This is a genomic window from Streptomyces sp. NPDC058620 (genome assembly GCF_042717135.1).
Classification (GTDB): Bacteria; Actinomycetota; Actinomycetes; order Streptomycetales; family Streptomycetaceae; genus Streptomyces.
Map to the genome: position 1 here is coordinate 75605 of NZ_JBHXQO010000021.1, position 18523 is coordinate 94127.

The following is an 18523-nucleotide window of genomic DNA, read 5'->3' on the forward strand; positions in this document are numbered from 1 at the left end:
TGCATGGATGCTTTCAGAGAGCACCGGGTTAGGGAAACCGCTTACGGGTGCACCTTGATGGGATCGTGACCGTTATCCGGCCGCGGAGTACCGGATTCCGGGGCGGTCAGCCCTCGGTGTTCACCATCGAAGCGGCGGCGTACGTCAGGTAGTCCCACAGCTGCCGCTCGTGTTCCGCGGACAGCCCGAGCTCGTCGAGAGCGATCCGCATGTGGCCGAGCCAGGCGTCGTGCGCGGCGCGGTCGACGCGGAACGGGGCGTGCCGCATCCGCAGCCGGGGGTGCCCGCGCCCGTCGCTGTACGTCCGGGGGCCGCCCCAGTACTGCATGAGGAACAGCGTGAACCGTTCCTCGGCGGGTCCCAGATCCTCCTCCGGGTACATCGGACGCAGCAGCGGGTCCTCGGCGACCCCCTGGTAGAAGCGGTGCACCAGGCGCCGGAAGGTCTCCTCGCCGCCGACCTGCTCGTAGAAGGTCTGCTCCTGAAGCGTGTCGCGCGGAATCTCAGTCACGTGTCCATGGTCGCAGACCGACCGGCCGAGGACCGGGGTCCTAGGACCCCGCCTTCTGGGCCGCTTCCTGCTGACCCTGACGGCGGGCGTCCTCGACCCGCACGAGGCCCTCTCCCCGCGACCTCAGCCGCGACGGAGCGTGATGGTCGTCCAGGCCCCGACGTGCACCTGGTCGCCGTCCTGGAGCGGGACGGGGACATAGGGCTGGATCGGGTCCTCGGCGGTGTTGAGCGTGGTGCCGTTGGTGGAGTTCTGGTCGACCACGGCCCAGTTGCCGTCGGGCTGCTGCACCAGCACCGCGTGCTGGTGGGAGACGCCGGGGTCCTCCGGCGGCACGGACAGATCGATGTCGGGGGCCTCGCCGGTGCTCTGCCGGCGGCGCCCGATGGTGATCTGGCTGCCCGTCAGCGGAAGGTGCTGCTCCGGGGAGTACGCGGGCAGGTTGAGCCCGGTCGCCTCGGGGCCGCTGCGCTGCATCATCGCGAGGAAGTACTCACGGTCCGGGGCGATGACGGCCGTCCAGGTGGTGGACTGCTGACGGTTCTGCCCGTGGTCGGGTGCGTGTCCCTGGCCGGGGCCGCCTTGTCCCTGTCCCAGGCCCTGTCCCTGCCCGGGCCCTTGGCCCTGGCCCGGGAACGGCTGCTGCATCGGCTGCTGGAAGCCCTGCGGCGGCTGTGGCGCGTGCGGCTGCGGGGCGTGAGGCTGCGGCGCCGGCCCCTGCGAGGGCGGCGGCAGCAGCCAGTCGTCGCCGCCGGTCTGCGGAGCCTGGGGCTGCGCGGGGGCGGGCGGTGCGGACTGCTGCTGGAAGCCCTGCGGCGCCTGATGCTGCTGCTGCGGCGGCTGTTGCTGGAAGGACGGCGGGGCCGGCGGTCCCTGCTGGAACGACGGCGGAGGCGGCGGCCCGGAGTGGCCGCCCTGCTCGGACGAGAGCGGCTCCGCCGGCCGGTTCATCTGCGAGGGCCGCGAACTCTGGTACTCGAACGGGTCCCGCTGCTGCTGCGGCGGCGGTCCCTGCTGGGCCTGGAAGCCGGGCGGCAGGTTGAGGCCGGGCACCGGAGAACCGGGTCCGCCCGGAGCGCCCTGCTGCGGGGCGAGCGGGGTGTACGAGGTCGCCGTGTTCGTGAGGAAGTTCCAGCGGCACTCCTCGCAGAAGGGCGCCATGGCCTCACGCGGGGTGCGGCACTGCGGGCACAGCTCGGCACGGGCGGTCGGCTCCCCGGGGCCGGGGCCCTGCGGGTAGCCGTAGCCGGGCGCGGGCGGCGGGGGAGGCGGCGGGGGAACTGCGCCCGCAGGCGCGCCCGCCCCGGCCATGCGGTGTCCGCAGACCTCGCACCAGTCCTCGGAACCCGACTGGTGTCCGTTCGGGCAGGTCGGCATGTCGGCGCTTCCCCCTCTCCTCGTCCGGCCCGGGGGCCGTCATGCTCGTTCGGTTGCCGATGGTTGCCGCGTCGCTACTTCTTGACGCGAACGGTCTTGGTGGAGCGCGTTTCGAGGGTCATCTCGTCCGCCTCCGCCACCTTTGCCTTCAGTCGCACAGTACCGGTCGCCGCATCGACGACGTCGACCACCTTCGAAAGCAGTTTCGCAGTGTCCTCGTTCCCGGAGGCCGACGCCAGCTGCACCGCACGGCCGAGCTTCGCGGTCGCCCCGTCGAAGTCTCCCGACTTGCGCGCATCGAGCCCCTGTTGGATGACTTGCGCCAGTTCGGCCTGCCCCGTGTAGTGCGCGACCTGCGGGTTGATCGACGTGGACGCCACCATGTCGTCCGTCCAGACCGCGCGCACGAGCCCCTGCGAGAGGGTCTGCGGAGCGCCGCCCGAAGGGTCGGGGAGGATCAGCGAGACCCGGGCCGCCAGCATCTCCTGGCCGATTCCGGCCTCCGGGACCAGCACGCAGACGTGGTAGTCGCGGGACTCGTCGCCCCAGGAGCCGGTCGGGTAGTCCCCGGCGCGCGGGCCCGCCTCGGTGCGGCGGCCGGTCAGGTCGGCGACGGTGGGCGCCACCTGCTTGACGAACTTGATCTCGACCCCGACGGGCGTCCAGAGCCGCAGCGCCACGTCCGCGACCTCCTTGCCCATCGCGTTCTCCATCATCTGCGTGAAGTCCGCGGCCAGCCCCGCCGGGTCGGCGACGATGTCGGCCGTACCGAGCAGCGCCGAGGCGATCGCTGTGACCTCTTTCACCTCCCAGTCGGTGCCCACACCGCGGGCGTCGCAGGTGAAGCGGCCGGCGCAGGAGTCGAGTGCCGCCCGCAGGTCCTCGGGCGACTCGTGCTCGTTGCGGCCGTCCGTCAGCAGGATGCCGTGCCGGATGTCCACATCCGCGGCGCCGAGCAGCCGGTCCGTCAGCCGGAGCCAGGTGCCGATCGCCGTACCGCCGCCCGCGCTCAGCCGGCGCAGCGCGTCCTTGGCCTGGGCCTTGGTCTGCGGGTCGGCGATGGCCAGCCGGCCGCCGCCCGGATAGATGTCGTTGGCCACGTGCGTACCCGCGACGACCGCGAACCGCGTGCCGTCGCGCAGCGTGTCGACGGCGGCGGCCGTCGCGTCACGCGCGTTGCGCATCTTCGTCGGCGGGTAGTCCATCGAACCCGAACAGTCGACCATGATCACCACGGCGGCGCTCGCGGCCTGCCCGGGGACGTGCGAGGGCGTCGGGGACGCTCCGGTCAGCGGCACTCCGCCGGTGGTGCCCCCGCCCGTCGAGGTGACCGTGACGATGCCGTTGACCTCACGGCCACCCTCGGGCAGGTACTCGTTCTGGTACACCTCGACGGAGAACTGGGGCACGTTCGACTTGGAGAAGTTGGCCATCTGATCGGCTCCTTGAGGCTCCACGTAGGTCGGATCAGGTCGTACCGGACAGGGCGAGCGGGACTCAGGCGGTGCTCCACGGGGGTGCTGCCCCCTGCGGCGTCACGACGAACGGCAGCAGAGCCACTGTTACGTTGTCGTGCCCCCCGCCGTCGAGTGCGTGACCCACCAGCACCTGGGCGCCGTGCAATGGCCGTTCGTGCGCGTCCACTGGCACCGCGGCGGCCATCTCCGCCGCGGATTCCGCGTAGTTCCACAGGCCGTCCGTGCACACCACGACCAGGCCGGGACGGTCCGGCTTGAACGAGGCGGTGTGCGGCTCCAGTTCGTAGGCGTCGGCGCCGAGCCAGCCCGTGATGGCGTGGGCGCGCTCGTCCGCGTACGCCTCCGCCTCGTTCATCAGGCCCGCGGACACCATCTGCGCCGCCCACGAGTCGTCCTCGGTGAGCCGGGCGGGCGCGGTGGCGCGGTCGTCGGGCACCCAGTAGACCCGGCTGTCACCGACCCAGCCGATGACCAGCAGGCCACCGGCCATGATCGCTCCGACCAGGGTGCACGCCGGGGCGTTCTGATGACGGTGCTGCTCGTGCTCCATCGCCAGGCCCGGCTCCTCGGCCAGCGCGTTGACGGCCTCGGACGCGGCGATGATCGCCTCGTGCATGGCCTGCTGCGGGTGCGTACCGCGCGGCAGGGACTCCAGCAGCGCCTCGTTGGCGGCGCTCGCGGCGGCGGCCGACGCCTCGTCGGGGCGGCTCGCCGAGGAGACACCGTCGCAGACGATCGCGACGACGGCGGGGGAGCCGTCCGGCAGGGCGGTGGAGGACACGGCGAACGCGTCCTCGTTGCGGTGGTGGCGCAGACCCCGGTCACTGACCGCGGCCACCGAACCGAGTTCCTGTTCCATGTGATCGCGTTCGCGGGGCTGTGCGTGACCGCAGTTCTCGCAGTACCCGTCGGTGTCCACACGGCCCGAACGGCAGGCCACACAGAGCTTGCCGCCGGCCGCCGGCGCGGCGGTGTGTTCGGCGGTGCGCGGATCAGGCGCGACGGGGGGCGCCCCGGGCGCCGCCAGCTCGAAGTCGTCCGAGCGGGGCGAGACCCCGCCGGGCTCGTCGTGCCGCACGGGGGGCACCGTGGTGGGCAGCGCCGAGCCGCCCGAGTCCGTGCCCGGCAGATCTGTCGCGCGGTGAACGGGCGCGGGCAGATCGGAGCTGTCGGCCTCGGAGGCGGCGGGCCACTCGACGGAACCGGCAGCCGCACCGGGTCCCGGCCCCGCGGCCGGCCCGCTCCCACCCGGCGCCGGTACGCCGATCGCTACCGTCGGCCGGTCGTCCGGGGGCGAGGGCACGGCCGACAGGTCGTACCCGCACGCCCCGCAGAACAGGTCGCCCGTCTCCAGCGGTTCCTCACAGCCGGGGCAGTTGGTCAAGGAGGTCTGCTGGTGGATCTGTGACATCTTCACACCCACGTCCGGGGGCGGAAACGGTTGGCCCGCTCCACCAGTTCGATCCGCTCGTCGCCACGCTGTGCGAGCCGGGCGAGTATCCGGTACGAGCGCTCCAGACCGAATCTGAGGCCCCGCTCGTCCAGTTCGCTGCCCAGCAGCGTCCTCGGGCCCGAAGGAGTGTGCTGCGACGGGACCGGTGAGGGTGCCGCCGGACTACCGGAGAGTACCCAGTCGAGCGCGGTACCCAGTACTTCGGCCGACAACCGCTCACGCCGCACCGCGTCCAGACCGAAGCCCGCCAGGCCCGTCACCTGGGCCGCGGCGGCCGACAGGTCGTCGAGCAGCGGCTCCTGCGGGGCGCGCTCGCGCAGCCGTGCCCGCACCGCGGCCACCCGGGCGGCCGTGTAGTGGATCGACGCCTCCGGGACGGACTCGAGCGTCCGTACGGCCCCGACCCGGTCCCCGGCGGCGATCTGTACGCGGGCCAGGCCGAACGCCGCGCTCACGAAGCTCGGGTCGGTCGTCCACACCAGGCGGTAGTACTCGGCCGCGTTGTCCAGCTGGCCCAGCTCCTCGGCGCAGATGCCCAGGGCCAGCTTGGGGGCCGGCTCACCGGGGAACGCGTCGTAGACCGCGTCGAAGGACAGGGCCGCGTTCTCGTTGTCCCCGGTCACCAGCGAGGTGACCCCGCGGTACCAGACCACCCGCCAGTCGTCCGGGTGCAGGCCCTCCAGGTCGGACAGGGCCCGTACGCCCGCGTCGAGGTCGTTCATCTCCAGGCGGGCGCGCAGCTCGCGCAGCCGGGTCTCCAGCGAGGCCGCGGGGACGGCCTGGAGCGCGGCGATCAGTTCGGCGGGCGCGGAGGCCATCACCCCGGCGAGGAAACCGGCGTTGGGGTCGTTCGCGTCGACCCGGGGGACCGGCAGCGCGAGCGAGGTCGCCCGCGCGTCGAACCCCGCGAGCCGCGGCCCGCCGTCCGTGTACGCCCCCGGGAGCGTGCCCGGCTCGGGGGTGGCGGCGCGAGGAGCGGGAATCGCGGTGTACGTCGGCGCGTGGGCGAGCGCCGTGCCCGCACCGCCCGTGCCACCGCCTACGCCGCCCCGGACATGCGTCGCGGGCGCCGACAGCGGAGCGGCTCCCGGAGCGCCGTACGCGGCCGGGGCTCCCACCGGCGGACCGGCGGCGACGGCCCCCACCGGAGGGACACCGGCCACCGCGACCGGTGCGGCCGGTGCCGCCGCCGAGGCGGCCCCCCGCTTCCGCCGCCCGCCACGGGCCGTCGTGTCCCGGCCGCCGAGCAGTGAGACGTCACCCGTCAGCTCGGCGAACAACTCGGTGTCCGTCACCCGCAGTTCCGTACCGAACAGGGTCGAGAGCGCAGGGCGGGGCCGCCCGGTCTGGAGGGCCACCACCTCACGCAGTACCCCGGTCAGCTGTTCGGCCATCTCCGTCGCCGACGCGAACCGCCGCGCCGGGTCCGGATCGGTGGCCCGCACCAGGAGCCGGTAGAACGACTCGTACCTCCGGAACACCTCGATGTTGTCCGGGTCGGGCAGCGAGTCCACGAACACGTTCGTGTAGCCCTGGAAGTCGAACGTGAGCACCGCGAGCGTCCGCGCGACCGTGTACAGGTCGGAGGCGACGGACGGACCGACCTCCGCGACCTCCGGCGCCTGATAGCCCACCGTGCCGTAGATGGCCGACTCCTCGTCGTCCATCCTGCGCACCGCGCCCATGTCGATCAGCTTGAGCTGGTCCTCGGTCTGGATCGCGTTGTCGACCTTGAAGTCGCAGTACAGGAGGTTGCGGCTGTGCAGATGCCCCAGCGCCTCCAGCGCCTCGATGCCGTACGCGCACGCCTGCTCGACCGGCAGCGGGTCCCGCTTGCCGGCCGGTGTGCGGCGCTCGTTGGCGATCTCCTTGAGCGCCTTGCCGCCCACGTACTCCATGACGATGTAGCCGTCGAGGGAGCCGGTCCGCTGGTCGAGGTGCTCGACGAAGTTGTAGATGCGGACGATGTTGGAGTGCTCGATCTCCGCGAGGAAGCGGCGCTCGGAGATGGCCGCGGCCATGGCGTCCTGGTCACCGGTGTCCAGCAGGCCCTTCAGGACCACCCAGCGGTCCGAGACGGCACGGTCCACCGCGAGGTAGACCCAGCCGAGCCCGCCGTGCGCCAGGCAGCCCGCGACCTCGTACTGCCCGTGCACGATGTCTCCGCCGCGCAGCTTCGGTACGAAGGAGTACGGGTGGCCGCACTTGGTGCAGAAGCCCTCGGTGCGTCCCGGCCGCTCGCCGCGGGCCCGGCCCACCGGCGCCCCGCAGTCGGAGCGCGAGCAGAACCGCTTGCGCTCGGGGACCTCGGGGTTCTCCATGACAGCGGTCCGCGGGTCGGGCCGCGGCACGTCGGGGACGAGCACCAGGCCCGCGCCCAGCCGGCCCCGGCTGGACGAGCTGGTCGACGAACCCGAGGAGCGCACCGACACCGAACGGGCCGTCGCGCTGCCCGACAGCGAGCGGGACAGCCGCCCGGAGACCGACCGCCGTGACGTGGACGAGCGCGACGACGACCTCGACGAGGCCCGCGAACTCGACCGCTGCGACGTGCTGTCGCTGCCCCGGCTGCCACCCCTGCCGCCACCCGCGATCCCGGTCGGCGGTGAACTGACCAGACCGTTCGGCGAGACGACAGGAGCCAGACCGCAGGTGTCGCAGTACAGCTCACCGCCGCCCATGTCCTCGTAGTCGCCCTCGCACGCGGGGCGCTGGCACTGCGTACTCATGATGTCTCCCCCTGTTCGCCCCGCCGCCGCGGCGGCCCCGTCCTTCTCTTTCCGGCCGTACGCGTGCTCATACGCGCCCCTGCCCGCCCCGTCGGTCCTCCGGGGCCGACGACCGCTGCGGGGCCAGCAGTTCCGAGGCCGCCTGCTGGAAGCGCAGCACCGCCTGCTCGGCGACGCGCAGATCGCACGGCGCGCTCCACAGCATCCGACGGGCCGCGTCGTACCGCTCGATCAGGAGCGGGTCCTCCGCCAGTCCGTGCCGGGCCACCTTCGCCTTGTACGCGTCCAGCCTGCCGCGCAGTTCCGCGCGGACCGCGAGCGGCGCCGTCACGGAGGTCAACGACTCACGGGCCCGAAGCAGTTCGGCCTCCGCCTCACGCTCCAGGGCCTCCAGGAGCGGGGAGAGCCGGTGCCACTGGGCACGTCTGCGGTAGTCGGACGCGGCGGCCAGCCGTTCCTGGAGCGCGGTCGGCGGGCCGCTGACCGCGGGCACTTCGGAGGCGGCGATCTTCGCCAGCACCTCGCCGCGCGCAGACCGGGCCTCGGTGAGCGTGCGGTCGGCACGGGAGAGGACGTCCCGCAGCTGGACCAGACGCTGTTCCGCGTCCTGCCGGACCGCGAGCACCGCCTCGATCTCCCGCCGTACGTCCTCCAGGGCCCGGGCCGCCCGGTCGTACCGCGTGGTGTCCGGACGGCCGCCGCCGGGCGCCGCACTGCCGGGGCCCGGCAGCCAGAACGCCAGCGGGTCGGAGATCACCTGCACCCGGAGCGTCGTCAGCTCCCGGGTGATCGACTCCAGGTCGTCACCGGCCGGATGCTCACCCGGACGCACCCCGACGGAGTGCGCCAGCGAGGCGGTCCGGCGCAGTTCGGCGGCGAGCAGGTCTATCCGGGCGGGCAGCGCGGACCATACGGAATCCGAGGCGACGACCATGTCCAGCGCCCGTGCGTACAGCTCGTTCATCCGGGCGACCAGCTCCTCCAGCGAGAACCGCTCGGAGAGCACGGCCGGGCCGGTGACCGAAGGGGCGTGCGCTGCCCCCGTGTTGGCCACCGTGACGCCCTGGCCGCGCAGCAGCTCGGTCAGGGCCAGCAGGTCGTCCCGGTTGGGGTAGCGCCTGCGGGCCCGCACCGCGCGTGCCTCGGTGAGCGCCCCCGCGTAGGCGTCGAAATACCCCCACAGCAGCGTGATCGACTGCTCGGTGGCTGCCCAGCGGTCCTTGGTGACGCCCGTCAGCTCGGCGCCCTCCAGGAGCCGGCGGCCCGCATGGTCCTGCAGGGCGAGGAGCGAGGTCTCGATGGCCTCGTGCTCCGCGCCGAGCCGCGCCAGCGCACGGTCCGCCTCGTCCCGGTCCAGGACCGGGCCGGGGGGCCTCCCCGCGAAGCCGGGGAAGGAACCCGCCACGCCCATCGATCACCTCTCCGCTCTTCCCGCCCGGCCCATGGGCCGGAGGATTCAGTTGCTCAGGTACTTGGGCGCCGGCGGCGCCGTGATCCCGGGCAGGCCGGTGGCCAGCCACTCGCGGTACGACACCATCCAGGGGCTGTCCTTCCCGCCCTTGCGATAGTCGACCAGCACCTGGTTGACGCGGGCCACCAGGTCGTCCGCGCCCTTCTTCGCCGCCACGCCGTAGTACTCCGTGGTGAACGGCTTGTCGCCCTTGAGGACGACGGCGGGGTCCTGGGCCGCCTGCCCGGCCGCCAGCGCGTTGTCCGTGACGATCGCGTCGACCTCGCCGAGCTGGAGCCGGACCAGGCAGTCCAGCTGGTTGGGCACGGTCAGCTGGTCCTTGTCCCGCTCGGTGCCGTCGCCCTCGTCCTTGAACACCGCGCCGAACGACTGGTTCTCCAGTGCCTCGAAGGCCGTGGAGCCCTCGGCGGTGCAGACCCGCTTGCCGTCCAGCGACTTGTCGTACCCGGTGATCGTGGAGTCCTTCGGCGCCAGCACCTGCTGTCCGGCCTGGAAGTAGGCCGTGGAGAACGACACCTGCTCCAGCCGCTTGCAGTTGATGGTCATCGTCCGCACGACGACGTCGACCCGGTCGTTCTCCAGCGCCGCGATGCGCTGGTTGGTGGGTATGGCGCGGAAGATCACCGCGTCCCGGTCGCCCAGGATGTTCTGCGCGATGGCCCGCACCAGATCGATGTCGAAGCCTTCGAGCTCGCGGGTCTCCGGATTGCGGTAGCCCCACCGGAAGCTGTTCTGGTCGACACCCGCGATCAGCTTGCCGCGCTCCTTGATCCTGTCGATGCTCGGCCCGTCGTCACCCGAGGGCTGAAGGCTCGCCTCCGGGTCCGTGCACTCGTCGGCGCGCGCGTGCACCGCAGTCGTCGCGCCCTGGCCCGCGGCCTTCGTGCCGAAGGAGTCGTCGCCGCTGTGGGACAGCGGCAGCAGCGTGAGCGAGGCGGTGATCGCACACGCCACCGCCATGCCCGTCACACCACCCCAGCCGCGGAGCCTGCTGCGCCCGGACCCGTCGCGTTCCCTGGTCATCGATCCCCCTCTCACCGGTACTCCGAGAGCCTGCGGTTGACCCCGACGACGGCGGCGGCCGCGCCCAGCACACCGAGCGCGGCGGCTCCCATGGGAAGCCCGCCCAGCGCCCCGCGCCCGTCCTTCGCGGCGTCGGTGAACTCGCCCTGCTCATGCGCGAGCGCCTTGCGCAGTGCCGCGTCCACCTGCTCGAAGGACTCACCCGTGGAGTCCTTCGGGCCGATGATCTGCTTCAGCGCACCGTCGTAGTCGCCCTGGTCGTCGGTCGTGCGGGCCTTGCGGTGGCGCCCCTGCCACTCGGACACACTGGTGATGGCATCGGCCACCGGTTCGCTCCCCTGGGTGCCCTTGGCCAGCTTCTCGGCGCTCTTCAGCTGTGCGGCGAGAGCCTTCATGCCCGTGGTGTAGTCGGTCTCGTACTTGTCGTTCCGGCCGTCCGCCGTCAGCACCGCGCCACGGGCGACCAGCGTGAGGTTCTCGTTGGCGCGCGCCTTCAACGAGTTGATCCGTGCGTTGTTGAGGACATCGAGTGACTCCTGCCCCTGAACCATCGCCGCACGCAGTTCGGCCCGCGCCACCGTGTGTCCCACGGCCAGCCACAGCAGCACCACGGTGGACGCGGCGGTCGCCGCGAGCAGCCCGTGGTTGAGGACCCGGTTCGTCCTGCGGTAGTTGCGCCGCTGCATCCACACCAGCGCGGCCAGCGCCACGAGCCCGGCGCCCAGCGAGAGGTACGGCCACTGCCGGGCATCGCCCGAGTCCTCGCCGAGCCGGCCCGTCTCCGCCTTGTAGAGACGCTCGGCCGCGGGCAGCAGCTCGTACGTCATCTTGTGGTTGGCGTACCGGAGATAGGCGCCGCCGAGTGGCAGTCCCTGGCGGTTGTTCGCCCGGGCCCGCTCGATCAGGCCGGTGTACACGGGGAGGGTCTCGGCAAGGGTGGTGATCTCCTGGCCGGACGAGGTCGAGGCGTCCGTGCCGGCGGCCGCTCTCACGAGCAGCCGGGATGCCTCCCTGATGTCCTTCTCGTACTTCTCGTGCACGTCCCTGGGTTCCTGCGCCCCCGCCAGGAACCCGGAGGCCGCCATCGTGTCCGCGTCGGCCAGCGAGCGGTAGATGCTCGCCGCGTCCGCGCTCAGCGGCTGGCTGCGGGTCACCACGTCGTCGGCGGCCTCGGACCTGGCGGAGATCTCCAGAGCCGTCACGGCCCCGAACGTCACCACCAGCAGAGCCAGTACGGCGCCGATGATCTGGAGGCGGCCGGGCTCGGTCGTCGCCACGGCACGCAGCCGCTCCGTCGGTCCGGCCCAGGCGCTCCGACGCTGCGCGGGCACGGACGTAGGCGGTTGCACGGGCGCACGCTCCCGTAGCGAGCCCCCGTTCGGCGGGTATGTCACTTGACCTCCCCCTCGGTCACTGACTGCGGCACGGCCCCCCGGCCGAGCGGGGGACTGATACCCGGCCAGCAGTATGGCCGAGGGACCGACATCCACACCAGGAACGCCCGGATCTCGCGCCGAAACGTCCGCAGAAGCGGATGGGCCTCCCCACCCCATGAACACGTGTGGGGCGGGTGATCGGTTCCCTGACCCGGGGCACGCCTCACTCCGGACGGGCTTCGGTCAAGCCCGTCCGGCGCATGAGGAGGAAGCGGCCACCGGGTGGACCCCGGTTGACGTCACGCGTACTGCGCGCGCAGCCTGGCGTGCACCTCGGGCGCCGCGCCCATGTGGTCCAGACCCAGCAGACCCGCCCCGAGCACGGGTGGCTGCGAGACCACCCGGATCGCGGCCTTCGGGGCGCGGGCCGTGAGGAGTCCGGCGATCCGCTCGTCGAGCTGCGGATGACCCGCGGTCAGCACGCTGCCGCCCAGCAGTACGGGCGCCTCCTCGTCGAGCAGGTCCAGGCGGGTCAGCGCCACCGAGGCCATGGCGACGACCTCGTCCGCAAGCCGGTCCACCACGGAGCGGGCCACCGGGTCGCCGGCCGCGCCGGTGGCGAACAGGACCGGTGTCAGCTCGTGCCGCGAGGCGTGCGGGATCCGGCCCCGGTGCAGCGCCTCGATCAGTTCGTACATCGAGCCGAGACCGAAGTGCCCCGGCAGGGTGCGGACGAGCTCGGTCGGTTCCCCGCGGCCGTCCTCGGCCCGCGCCGCGAACCACAGGGCCTCCTCGGCGAGCCCGGAGCCGCCGCCCCAGTCTCCGGAGATCCGCCCGATCGCGGGGAAACGGGCGGTGCGCCCGTCCGGCAGCATGCCCACGCAGTTGATCCCCGCACCGCAGACGACGGCCACCCCTCGTGGCTCGTCCACCCCGGCACGCAGGATCGCGAAGGTGTCGTTGCGCACCTCCACCGTGCGCGACCACTTCCGGGCGAGCAGAGCCTCCGTCAGCTCGGCCTCCTCGACCGGGAGATCGGCGTTGGCCAGACACGCGGACACATGACCGAGCCGGTCGAGGCTGCCGCCGCACGCCGCCAGCGCACGGCTCAGGATCGCGCCCAGCACGTCGAGTGCCGCGTCGATGCCCACGGCCGGCGGCTGGAAGCCGCCGCCGCGGGCCGTGGACAGGACCGCGCCGTCCGCCCCGATCAGAGCGACGTCGGTCTTGCTGTTGCCGGCGTCGATGGCGACGACCGAGACGTTCACGCCCACGCGAGGTGCTCCCGGTTGTGGGCGATCAGCCGGTCGGTGAGACCTTCGGCGTACTCGTACTGTCCGATCAGCGGGTGCGAGAGGAGCGCCTTGAACACCCGGTCCCGGCCGCCGCGCAGCGCGGCGTCCAGGGCGAGGTCCTCGTACGCCGTCACGTTGGCGATCAGACCGGCGTACAGGGGGTCGAGCCGGGGAACGGCGAGCGGGGTCGCGCCCGTGCCGTCGACCCGGGCCTGCACCTCGATCACGGCGTCGTCCGGCAGGAACGGCAGCGTGCCCTTGTTGTACGTGTTGACCACCTGCACCGCGGAGCCGCCCCCGCCGAGCAGGGAGGCCGCCAGGTCCACGGCCGCCTCCGAGTAGAAGGCGCCGCCGCGCTTGCCGAGCAGCGCGGGCTTCTCGTCCAGTGCCGGGTCGCCGTAGAGCGCGAGGAGTTCCTGCTCCATCGCGGCGACCTCGGCCGCCCGGGACGGCTTCGTACCGAGCTCCCGTACGACCTCGTCGTGCGCGTAGAAGTACCGCAGGTAGTACGAGGGGACGACCCCGAGCCGGTCGACGAGCTCCCGGGGCATGCGCAGGTCCTCGGCGATGGCGCCACCGTGCTCGGCAAGCAGCTTCGGCAGCAGGTCCTCGCCGTCGGGGCCGCCGAGGCGCACCCCGAGTTCCCAGGTCAGGTGGTTCAGCCCGACGTGGTCGAGATGCACCTCGCCCGGCGTCACGTCGAGCATCCGGGCGAACCTCCGCTGGAAGCCGATCGCCACGTTGCACAGACCGACGGCCTTGTGCCCGGCCTGGAGCAGCGCCCGGGTGACGATGCCGACCGGGTTGGTGAAGTCGATGATCCAGGCGTCCGGGTTGGTGCGGCGGACGCGTTCGGCGATGTCCAGGACGACCGGGACGGTGCGCAGCGCCTTGGCGAGACCGCCGGCCCCGGTGGTCTCCTGGCCGACGCAGCCGCACTCCAGCGGCCAGGTCTCGTCCCGGTCGCGGGCGGCCTGCCCGCCGACCCGGAGCTGGAGGAGGACCGCGTCGGCGTCCGCGACCCCGGCGTCCAGATCGGATGTGGTGGTGATCGTTCCCGGGTGGCCCTGCCTGGCGAAGATCCGCCGGGCCAGGCCGCCGATGAGTTCGAGACGGTCGGCCGCCGGGTCGATGAGCACCAGCTCCTCGACCGGCAGCGTGTCCCGCAGGCGGGCGAAACCGTCGATCAGTTCAGGGGTGTAGGTGGACCCGCCACCCACTACTGCGAGCTTCATGTCAGCCCTTTACTCCGGTCAGTGTGACGCCCTCGACGAATGCCTTCTGGGCAAAGAAGAAGACGAGGATCACGGGGGCCATGACCAGGACGGTCGCGGCCATGGTCAGATTCCAGTCGGTGTGGTGCGCGCCCTTGAAGGACTCCAGCCCGTAACTGAGGGTCCAGGCGGCCGGGTTCTCGGAGGCGTAGATCTGCGGACCGAAGTAGTCGTTCCAGGCGGCGAAGAACTGGAACAGGGCTATCGCGGCGATCCCCGGCCTGGCCATCGGGATCACCACCCTGATGAGGGTGCGGAACTCGCCGCAGCCGTCCACCTTCGCCGCGTCCAGGTACTCGTTCGGAATCGTCAGCAGGAACTGCCGCAGCAGGAAGATGGAGAACGCGTCACCGAACGCCATCGGGATGATCAGCGGCCAGAGCGTGCCGGACAGGTCCATCTGCTTCGCCCAGAACAGGTACATCGGGATGATGACGACCTGGGGCGGCAGCATCATCATCGAGATGACGAGCATCAGCGACAGCTTGCGGCCGCGGAAGCGGAACTTGGCCAGCGCGTACGCCACGGGCACGGACGACAGCACGGTCAGGACCGTGCCCAGGCCCGCGTACAGCAGGGTGTTGCGCCACCAGGTCAGGAAGCCCGGGGTGTTGAAGACCTTCCTGTAGTTGTCCCACTCCCAGGTGTTCGGAGTGAGGTCCCGGGTCAGCGCCTGCTGGTCGCTCATCAGCGAGGTCAGCAGGACGAAGACGAACGGCAGCACGAAGAAGAGCGCGGCGGCGATCCCCAGCGAGTGGACGGCGATCCAGTGCAGCAGCGCCTTGCGGCGTGCGGTGCGCTCCGCGGGGGTGCGTGCGCCGGGCGACGCCGCGGTGGCGGGCTTGTCGAGGAGTCGGGTGGTCATGGCTCAGTCACCGGCCTGGATCAGGTTGTTGCGGCCCCGCATCAGAAGCGCGGTGAACGCCATGGCCAGGGCGAACAGGACGAGGGCGACGACACAGGCGGAGCCGTAGTCGAAGCGCTGGAAGCCGAGGTTGTAGACGAGCTGCGGCAGGGTCAGTGTCGACTTGTCGGGATAACCGGGCTCGAACTGCTGCCCGGAGCCGCCGATGACGCCGGAGGCGACCTTCCCCGCGACCAGGGGCTGCGTGTAGTACTGCATCGCCTGGATCACCCCGGTGACCACGGCGAACAGCACGATCGGCGAGATGTTCGGCAGCGTGACGAAACGGAACCGCTGCCAGGCGGAGGCGCCGTCCAGCTCGGCGGCCTCGTACTGCTCCTTGGGCACGTCGAGCAGCGCCGCCATGAAGATGACCATCAGGTCGCCGATGCCCCACACCGCGAGCATGGTGAGCGCCGGCTTCGACCAGCTCGCGTCGTTGAACCAGCCGGGCGTCGGCAGCCCCAGATCGCCGAGGATCGCGTTGACCGGCCCCGTCCCCGGGTTGAGGAGGAAGACGAACGCGAGGGTCGCGGCGACCGGCGGCGCCAGATAGGGCAGGTAGAACAGGGTGCGGAAGACGCCCGTGCCCGTCTTGATCCTGGTGATCAGCATGCCGACGCCGATACCGAACACGACCCGGCAGGTGACCATGACCAGCACCAGCCAGAGCGTGTTGCGCAGCGAGGGCCAGAACATCGGGTAGTCGTTGAAGACGTACGACCAGTTGGTCAGTCCGTTGAACGTCGGCGCCGCGAACCCGTCGTAGTCCGTGAACGAGAAGTAGATGGTCGAGACCATCGGGTACGCGAAGAAGACCGTGAACCCGATCAGCCAGGGCGACATGAAGGCCGCCGTGCGCAGCGCCGACCGCCTGCGCTTCGCGCGGAGCGTGTGCGTGGTCATCAGGGGCTACTTGGCCTTCGCGATGTCGGTGTCGATCTGGGCGGCGGTCTTCTCCAGACCGGCCTTGAGGTCCTTCACCGAGCCCTTCTCGTACTGGAAGCCGAAGTCCTGGATGGTCTGCTGGTACGTCGAGCCGTTGATGGCCCCGTCGGGGGTGCTGGAACCGGGGTGCTGGGCGATGTCCAGGAAGGTCTTGAAGCGCGGGTCGAACTTCAGACCGGGGGACTTCAGCGCCTCGAAGGTGGAGGGGACATTGCGGATCCCGTTCGCGAAGTCGACAACGGCCTGCGTGTCGCTCGTCATGAACTTGACCAGCTCCCAGGCGGCGTTCTGCTTCGTGCTGCCCGGGGCGATCCCCATGATCGTGCCGGAGAGGAAGCCCTTGCCGTAGCTGTCGCGCTCGTCGTCCGCGACGGGCATCGGCGCGACACCGATCTCGAACGGGACCTCGGCGTCGGTGGCCATGCCGAGCCGCCACTCGCCGTCCAGCTGCATCGCGACCTGCCCGGTGTGGAACGGGTGCTTGGAGCCCCACTCGTCACCGAAGGTGCCGCGGTACTTCTCCAGCTTCTCGTACCCGCCCAGGTCCTCGACCAGCTTCTTCTGGTACGTGAACATCTTTGCGAACGCCGGGTCCTTGGCGATGTTGGACTTGCCGTCCTTGTCGAAGTACGCGTGCTCCCACGAGGACAGGTAGTGGTCGGCGACCGTCTCGTAGCCGTGGAAGGTCGGCATGAAGCCGAGCTGCTCGTAGCTGTCGCCCTTCTCGACCGTGAGCTTCTTGGCGACCGCGGCCAGCTCGGACATCGTCTCGGGCGGCTCGGTGATGCCGGCCTTCTCGAAGGCGTCCTTGTTGTAATAGAGGCCGTACGCGTCGGCGAGCAGCGGCAGCGCGCAGCGCTTGCCCTCGAACTGGGTGTAGTCCAGGAGAACCTTCGGGAAGGTCTTCTCCAGGTCCAGCTTCGACTTCTCGATGAACGGCTTCAGGTCGGCGAAGGCACCGGACGAGCAGAACTTGCCGACGTTCGCGGTGGTGAACGAGGACACCACGTCGGGGCCCTTCGAACCGCCCGCGCGCAGCGACTGGTTGAGCTTGTCGTCGTTGATGTTGCCGACGACGTTTACCTTGATGTTCGGGTGGGCCTTCTCGAACCGGTCCACGTTGTCCCTGACCGCCTTGACCTCGGCGGGCGCGCTCCAGCCGTGCCAGAAGTTGATGGTCGTCTTCGCGTTCGGGTCGTCGGTCGCACCCGGCTCGGCCTGGCCCGTACAGGCGGTGGCGAGAACCGATATCGCGGCGACGGCGACAGCGGCGGTGGTGGTCGGTCGGCTTCTGCGCATGACAGGACTCCCAGGGACAGGGGGAAGGACATGGGGAGAGGAGAAGAGCGGGGAAATTCAGCGCGAGGTGTCGAACACTTCGTCGCGGGTGTCCGCGAGGGCCCTTTCCAGGGCTCCCCGCAGGACGGGATGGCGGCTGATCTCGCCGAGGACGAGACGGGGCCGGGACGCGGCGAGCTCCGCGAGCTCCGACTGGATCAGCGAACGCAGCAGATCACCGCCGGAGGAGACGAGTGCGCCGGATAGCACGATCAGTTCCGGGTCGAGTACGGCGGTGACCGAGGCGAGACCGGTGGCGAGCCGCTGGGCGTACTGCCGCAGCAGCTCGGTGAGCGCCGGGTCGCGCTCGTACGCCTCTACCGCCCGCGTCAGCAGCCCCGCCGCGACCTCCGCGTACGGCTGGTGCGGGGTGTCGATGCCGAGGGCGGTGGCCATCCGAGGCAGCGCCTGGGCGCCCGCCAGCTCCTGGAAGCCGCCGCTGTTGACCTTCACGACCTGGCGTACGAGGGGAGTACCGGGCACCGGCAGGAAGCCGACCTCGCCCGCGCCGCCGGTCCAGCCGCGGTGCAGCCGTCCGTTGATCACCAGGGCGGCGCCGAGGCCCTCCTCGTTCCACAGCAGGACGAAGTCCTCGTGTCCGCGGGCCGCGCCGAGCCGCTGCTCGGCCACCGCGACCAGGTTCACGTCGTTCTCGTACTCGACCGGCATCGGCAGGAAGGCGGCCAGCTCCTCCAGCAGGGTGGGGGAGTGCCAGCCGGGCAGGTGCGAGGCGTACCGCAGCCGGCCCGTGCTGGGATCGAACGCGCCTGGGGTGCCGATGACGACGCGGTGCACATCGGCGCGGGTCAGCCCGGCCTCCTTGACCGCGCCGTCCAGTGCGTCGGCCACCTGCCGGACGACACCCACGGCGCGCCGGCCCGGGGTGCGCAGCTCGTACTCCCCGACCGTCTCGCCTGTGACGTCGGCGACCGCGGCGACGATCCGCTCGGCGGTGACGTCGAGGCCGGCCACATGGGCGGCGCGGGCGTTCACGGCGTAGAGCTGGGCGCTGGGGCCGGGGCGGCCCTCGCTGGTGCCGGTGACCATGACGAGGCCCGCGGCCTCCAGACGGGCCAGCAGCTGGGAGGCGGTGGGCTTGGAGAGGCCCGTCAGCTTCCCGATCCGCGTACGGGAGAGGGGGCCGTGCTCCAGCAGCAGATCGAGGGCGGCCCGGTCGTTCATGGCGCGCAGGACCCGCGGTGTGCCCGGAGTCCCCGGCGTGGTTCCCGCCATGGTGGTCCACCTGCCCTCTGTTAGGAAACTTTCCTATTCGTGAGAGGAAGGTATGGCGCAGGTCACCGGACCGTCAATGGGCCGCACCCCTGCGGCTATCAAAGCGTTACCTG

At 71.4% G+C, this 18523-nt stretch carries 14 protein-coding genes; all 14 read right to left on the reverse strand.

Annotated features, from left to right (window positions below; translation table 11 throughout):
• Positions 1 to 106: 106 nt before the first annotated feature.
• Complete coding sequence (locus ACFWSK_RS20745) at positions 107 to 511, reverse strand: globin (RefSeq protein ID WP_383788152.1); 405 nt, start codon at positions 509 to 511, stop codon at positions 107 to 109.
• 123 nt (positions 512 to 634) lie between these two features.
• Positions 635 to 1888 (reverse strand): FHA domain-containing protein, encoded by a 1254-nt coding sequence (locus ACFWSK_RS20750; protein ID WP_383788154.1) that lies wholly within the window; start codon positions 1886 to 1888, stop codon positions 635 to 637.
• Between the two features lie 74 nt (positions 1889 to 1962).
• Positions 1963 to 3321 carry a VWA domain-containing protein gene (locus ACFWSK_RS20755; protein WP_383788157.1) on the reverse strand — a complete coding sequence of 453 codons (1359 nt, stop codon included), beginning with the start codon at positions 3319 to 3321 and terminating at the stop codon, positions 1963 to 1965.
• Positions 3322 to 3385: 64 nt separating this feature from the next.
• Positions 3386 to 4777, reverse strand: a complete 1392-nt coding sequence (locus ACFWSK_RS20760) for a protein phosphatase 2C domain-containing protein (protein WP_383788160.1) — start codon at positions 4775 to 4777, stop codon at positions 3386 to 3388.
• 2 nt (positions 4778 to 4779) lie between these two features.
• Positions 4780 to 7548 (reverse strand): tetratricopeptide repeat protein, encoded by a 2769-nt coding sequence (locus ACFWSK_RS20765; RefSeq protein WP_383788163.1) that lies wholly within the window; start codon positions 7546 to 7548, stop codon positions 4780 to 4782.
• A 67-nt stretch (positions 7549 to 7615) separates the two neighbouring features.
• Complete coding sequence (locus tag ACFWSK_RS20770; protein ID WP_383788166.1) at positions 7616 to 8959, reverse strand: hypothetical protein; 1344 nt, start codon at positions 8957 to 8959, stop codon at positions 7616 to 7618.
• A gap of 45 nt (positions 8960 to 9004) precedes the next feature.
• Positions 9005 to 10042, reverse strand: a complete 1038-nt coding sequence (locus ACFWSK_RS20775) for a glutamate ABC transporter substrate-binding protein (protein ID WP_383788169.1) — start codon at positions 10040 to 10042, stop codon at positions 9005 to 9007.
• A gap of 11 nt (positions 10043 to 10053) precedes the next feature.
• Positions 10054 to 11436 (reverse strand): hypothetical protein, encoded by a 1383-nt coding sequence (locus ACFWSK_RS20780; RefSeq protein ID WP_383788172.1) that lies wholly within the window; start codon positions 11434 to 11436, stop codon positions 10054 to 10056.
• 281 nt (positions 11437 to 11717) lie between these two features.
• Positions 11718 to 12692 carry an N-acetylglucosamine kinase gene (locus ACFWSK_RS20785; protein ID WP_383788175.1) on the reverse strand — a complete coding sequence of 325 codons (975 nt, stop codon included), beginning with the start codon at positions 12690 to 12692 and terminating at the stop codon, positions 11718 to 11720.
• The gene (locus ACFWSK_RS20790; protein ID WP_383788177.1) at positions 12683 to 13948 is read right to left on the reverse strand and encodes a 6-phospho-beta-glucosidase; all 1266 of its coding nucleotides are present in this window, start codon (positions 13946 to 13948) and stop codon (positions 12683 to 12685) included. Before ACFWSK_RS20790 ends, ACFWSK_RS20785 begins: the two co-directional genes overlap by 10 nt.
• A 1-nt stretch (position 13949) precedes the next feature.
• Complete coding sequence (locus tag ACFWSK_RS20795) at positions 13950 to 14852, reverse strand: carbohydrate ABC transporter permease (RefSeq protein WP_383788180.1); 903 nt, start codon at positions 14850 to 14852, stop codon at positions 13950 to 13952.
• Between the two features lie 3 nt (positions 14853 to 14855).
• Complete coding sequence (locus ACFWSK_RS20800) at positions 14856 to 15797, reverse strand: carbohydrate ABC transporter permease (protein ID WP_383788182.1); 942 nt, start codon at positions 15795 to 15797, stop codon at positions 14856 to 14858.
• Positions 15798 to 15803: 6 nt separating this feature from the next.
• Positions 15804 to 17138 carry an ABC transporter substrate-binding protein gene (locus ACFWSK_RS20805; RefSeq protein ID WP_383788184.1) on the reverse strand — a complete coding sequence of 445 codons (1335 nt, stop codon included), beginning with the start codon at positions 17136 to 17138 and terminating at the stop codon, positions 15804 to 15806.
• A 57-nt stretch (positions 17139 to 17195) separates the two neighbouring features.
• Positions 17196 to 18410 (reverse strand): ROK family protein, encoded by a 1215-nt coding sequence (locus tag ACFWSK_RS20810; RefSeq protein ID WP_383788186.1) that lies wholly within the window; start codon positions 18408 to 18410, stop codon positions 17196 to 17198.
• Positions 18411 to 18523: the final 113 nt, after the last annotated feature.

Coding starts and splice junctions, on each gene's coding strand:
- ACFWSK_RS20750 (WP_383788154.1), bottom strand. CDS start 1,888: ATGCCGACCTGCCCGAACGGACACCAGTCGGGTTCCGAGGACTGGTGC.
- ACFWSK_RS20755 (WP_383788157.1), bottom strand. CDS start 3,321: ATGGCCAACTTCTCCAAGTCGAACGTGCCCCAGTTCTCCGTCGAGGTG.
- ACFWSK_RS20760 (WP_383788160.1), bottom strand. CDS start 4,777: ATGTCACAGATCCACCAGCAGACCTCCTTGACCAACTGCCCCGGCTGT.
- ACFWSK_RS20765 (WP_383788163.1), bottom strand. CDS start 7,548: ATGAGTACGCAGTGCCAGCGCCCCGCGTGCGAGGGCGACTACGAGGAC.
- ACFWSK_RS20770 (WP_383788166.1), bottom strand. CDS start 8,959: ATGGGCGTGGCGGGTTCCTTCCCCGGCTTCGCGGGGAGGCCCCCCGGC.
- ACFWSK_RS20775 (WP_383788169.1), bottom strand. CDS start 10,042: ATGACCAGGGAACGCGACGGGTCCGGGCGCAGCAGGCTCCGCGGCTGG.
- ACFWSK_RS20790 (WP_383788177.1), bottom strand. CDS start 13,948: ATGAAGCTCGCAGTAGTGGGTGGCGGGTCCACCTACACCCCTGAACTG.
- ACFWSK_RS20795 (WP_383788180.1), bottom strand. CDS start 14,852: ATGACCACCCGACTCCTCGACAAGCCCGCCACCGCGGCGTCGCCCGGC.
- ACFWSK_RS20800 (WP_383788182.1), bottom strand. CDS start 15,797: ATGACCACGCACACGCTCCGCGCGAAGCGCAGGCGGTCGGCGCTGCGC.
- ACFWSK_RS20805 (WP_383788184.1), bottom strand. CDS start 17,138: ATGCGCAGAAGCCGACCGACCACCACCGCCGCTGTCGCCGTCGCCGCG.
- ACFWSK_RS20810 (WP_383788186.1), bottom strand. CDS start 18,410: ATGGCGGGAACCACGCCGGGGACTCCGGGCACACCGCGGGTCCTGCGC.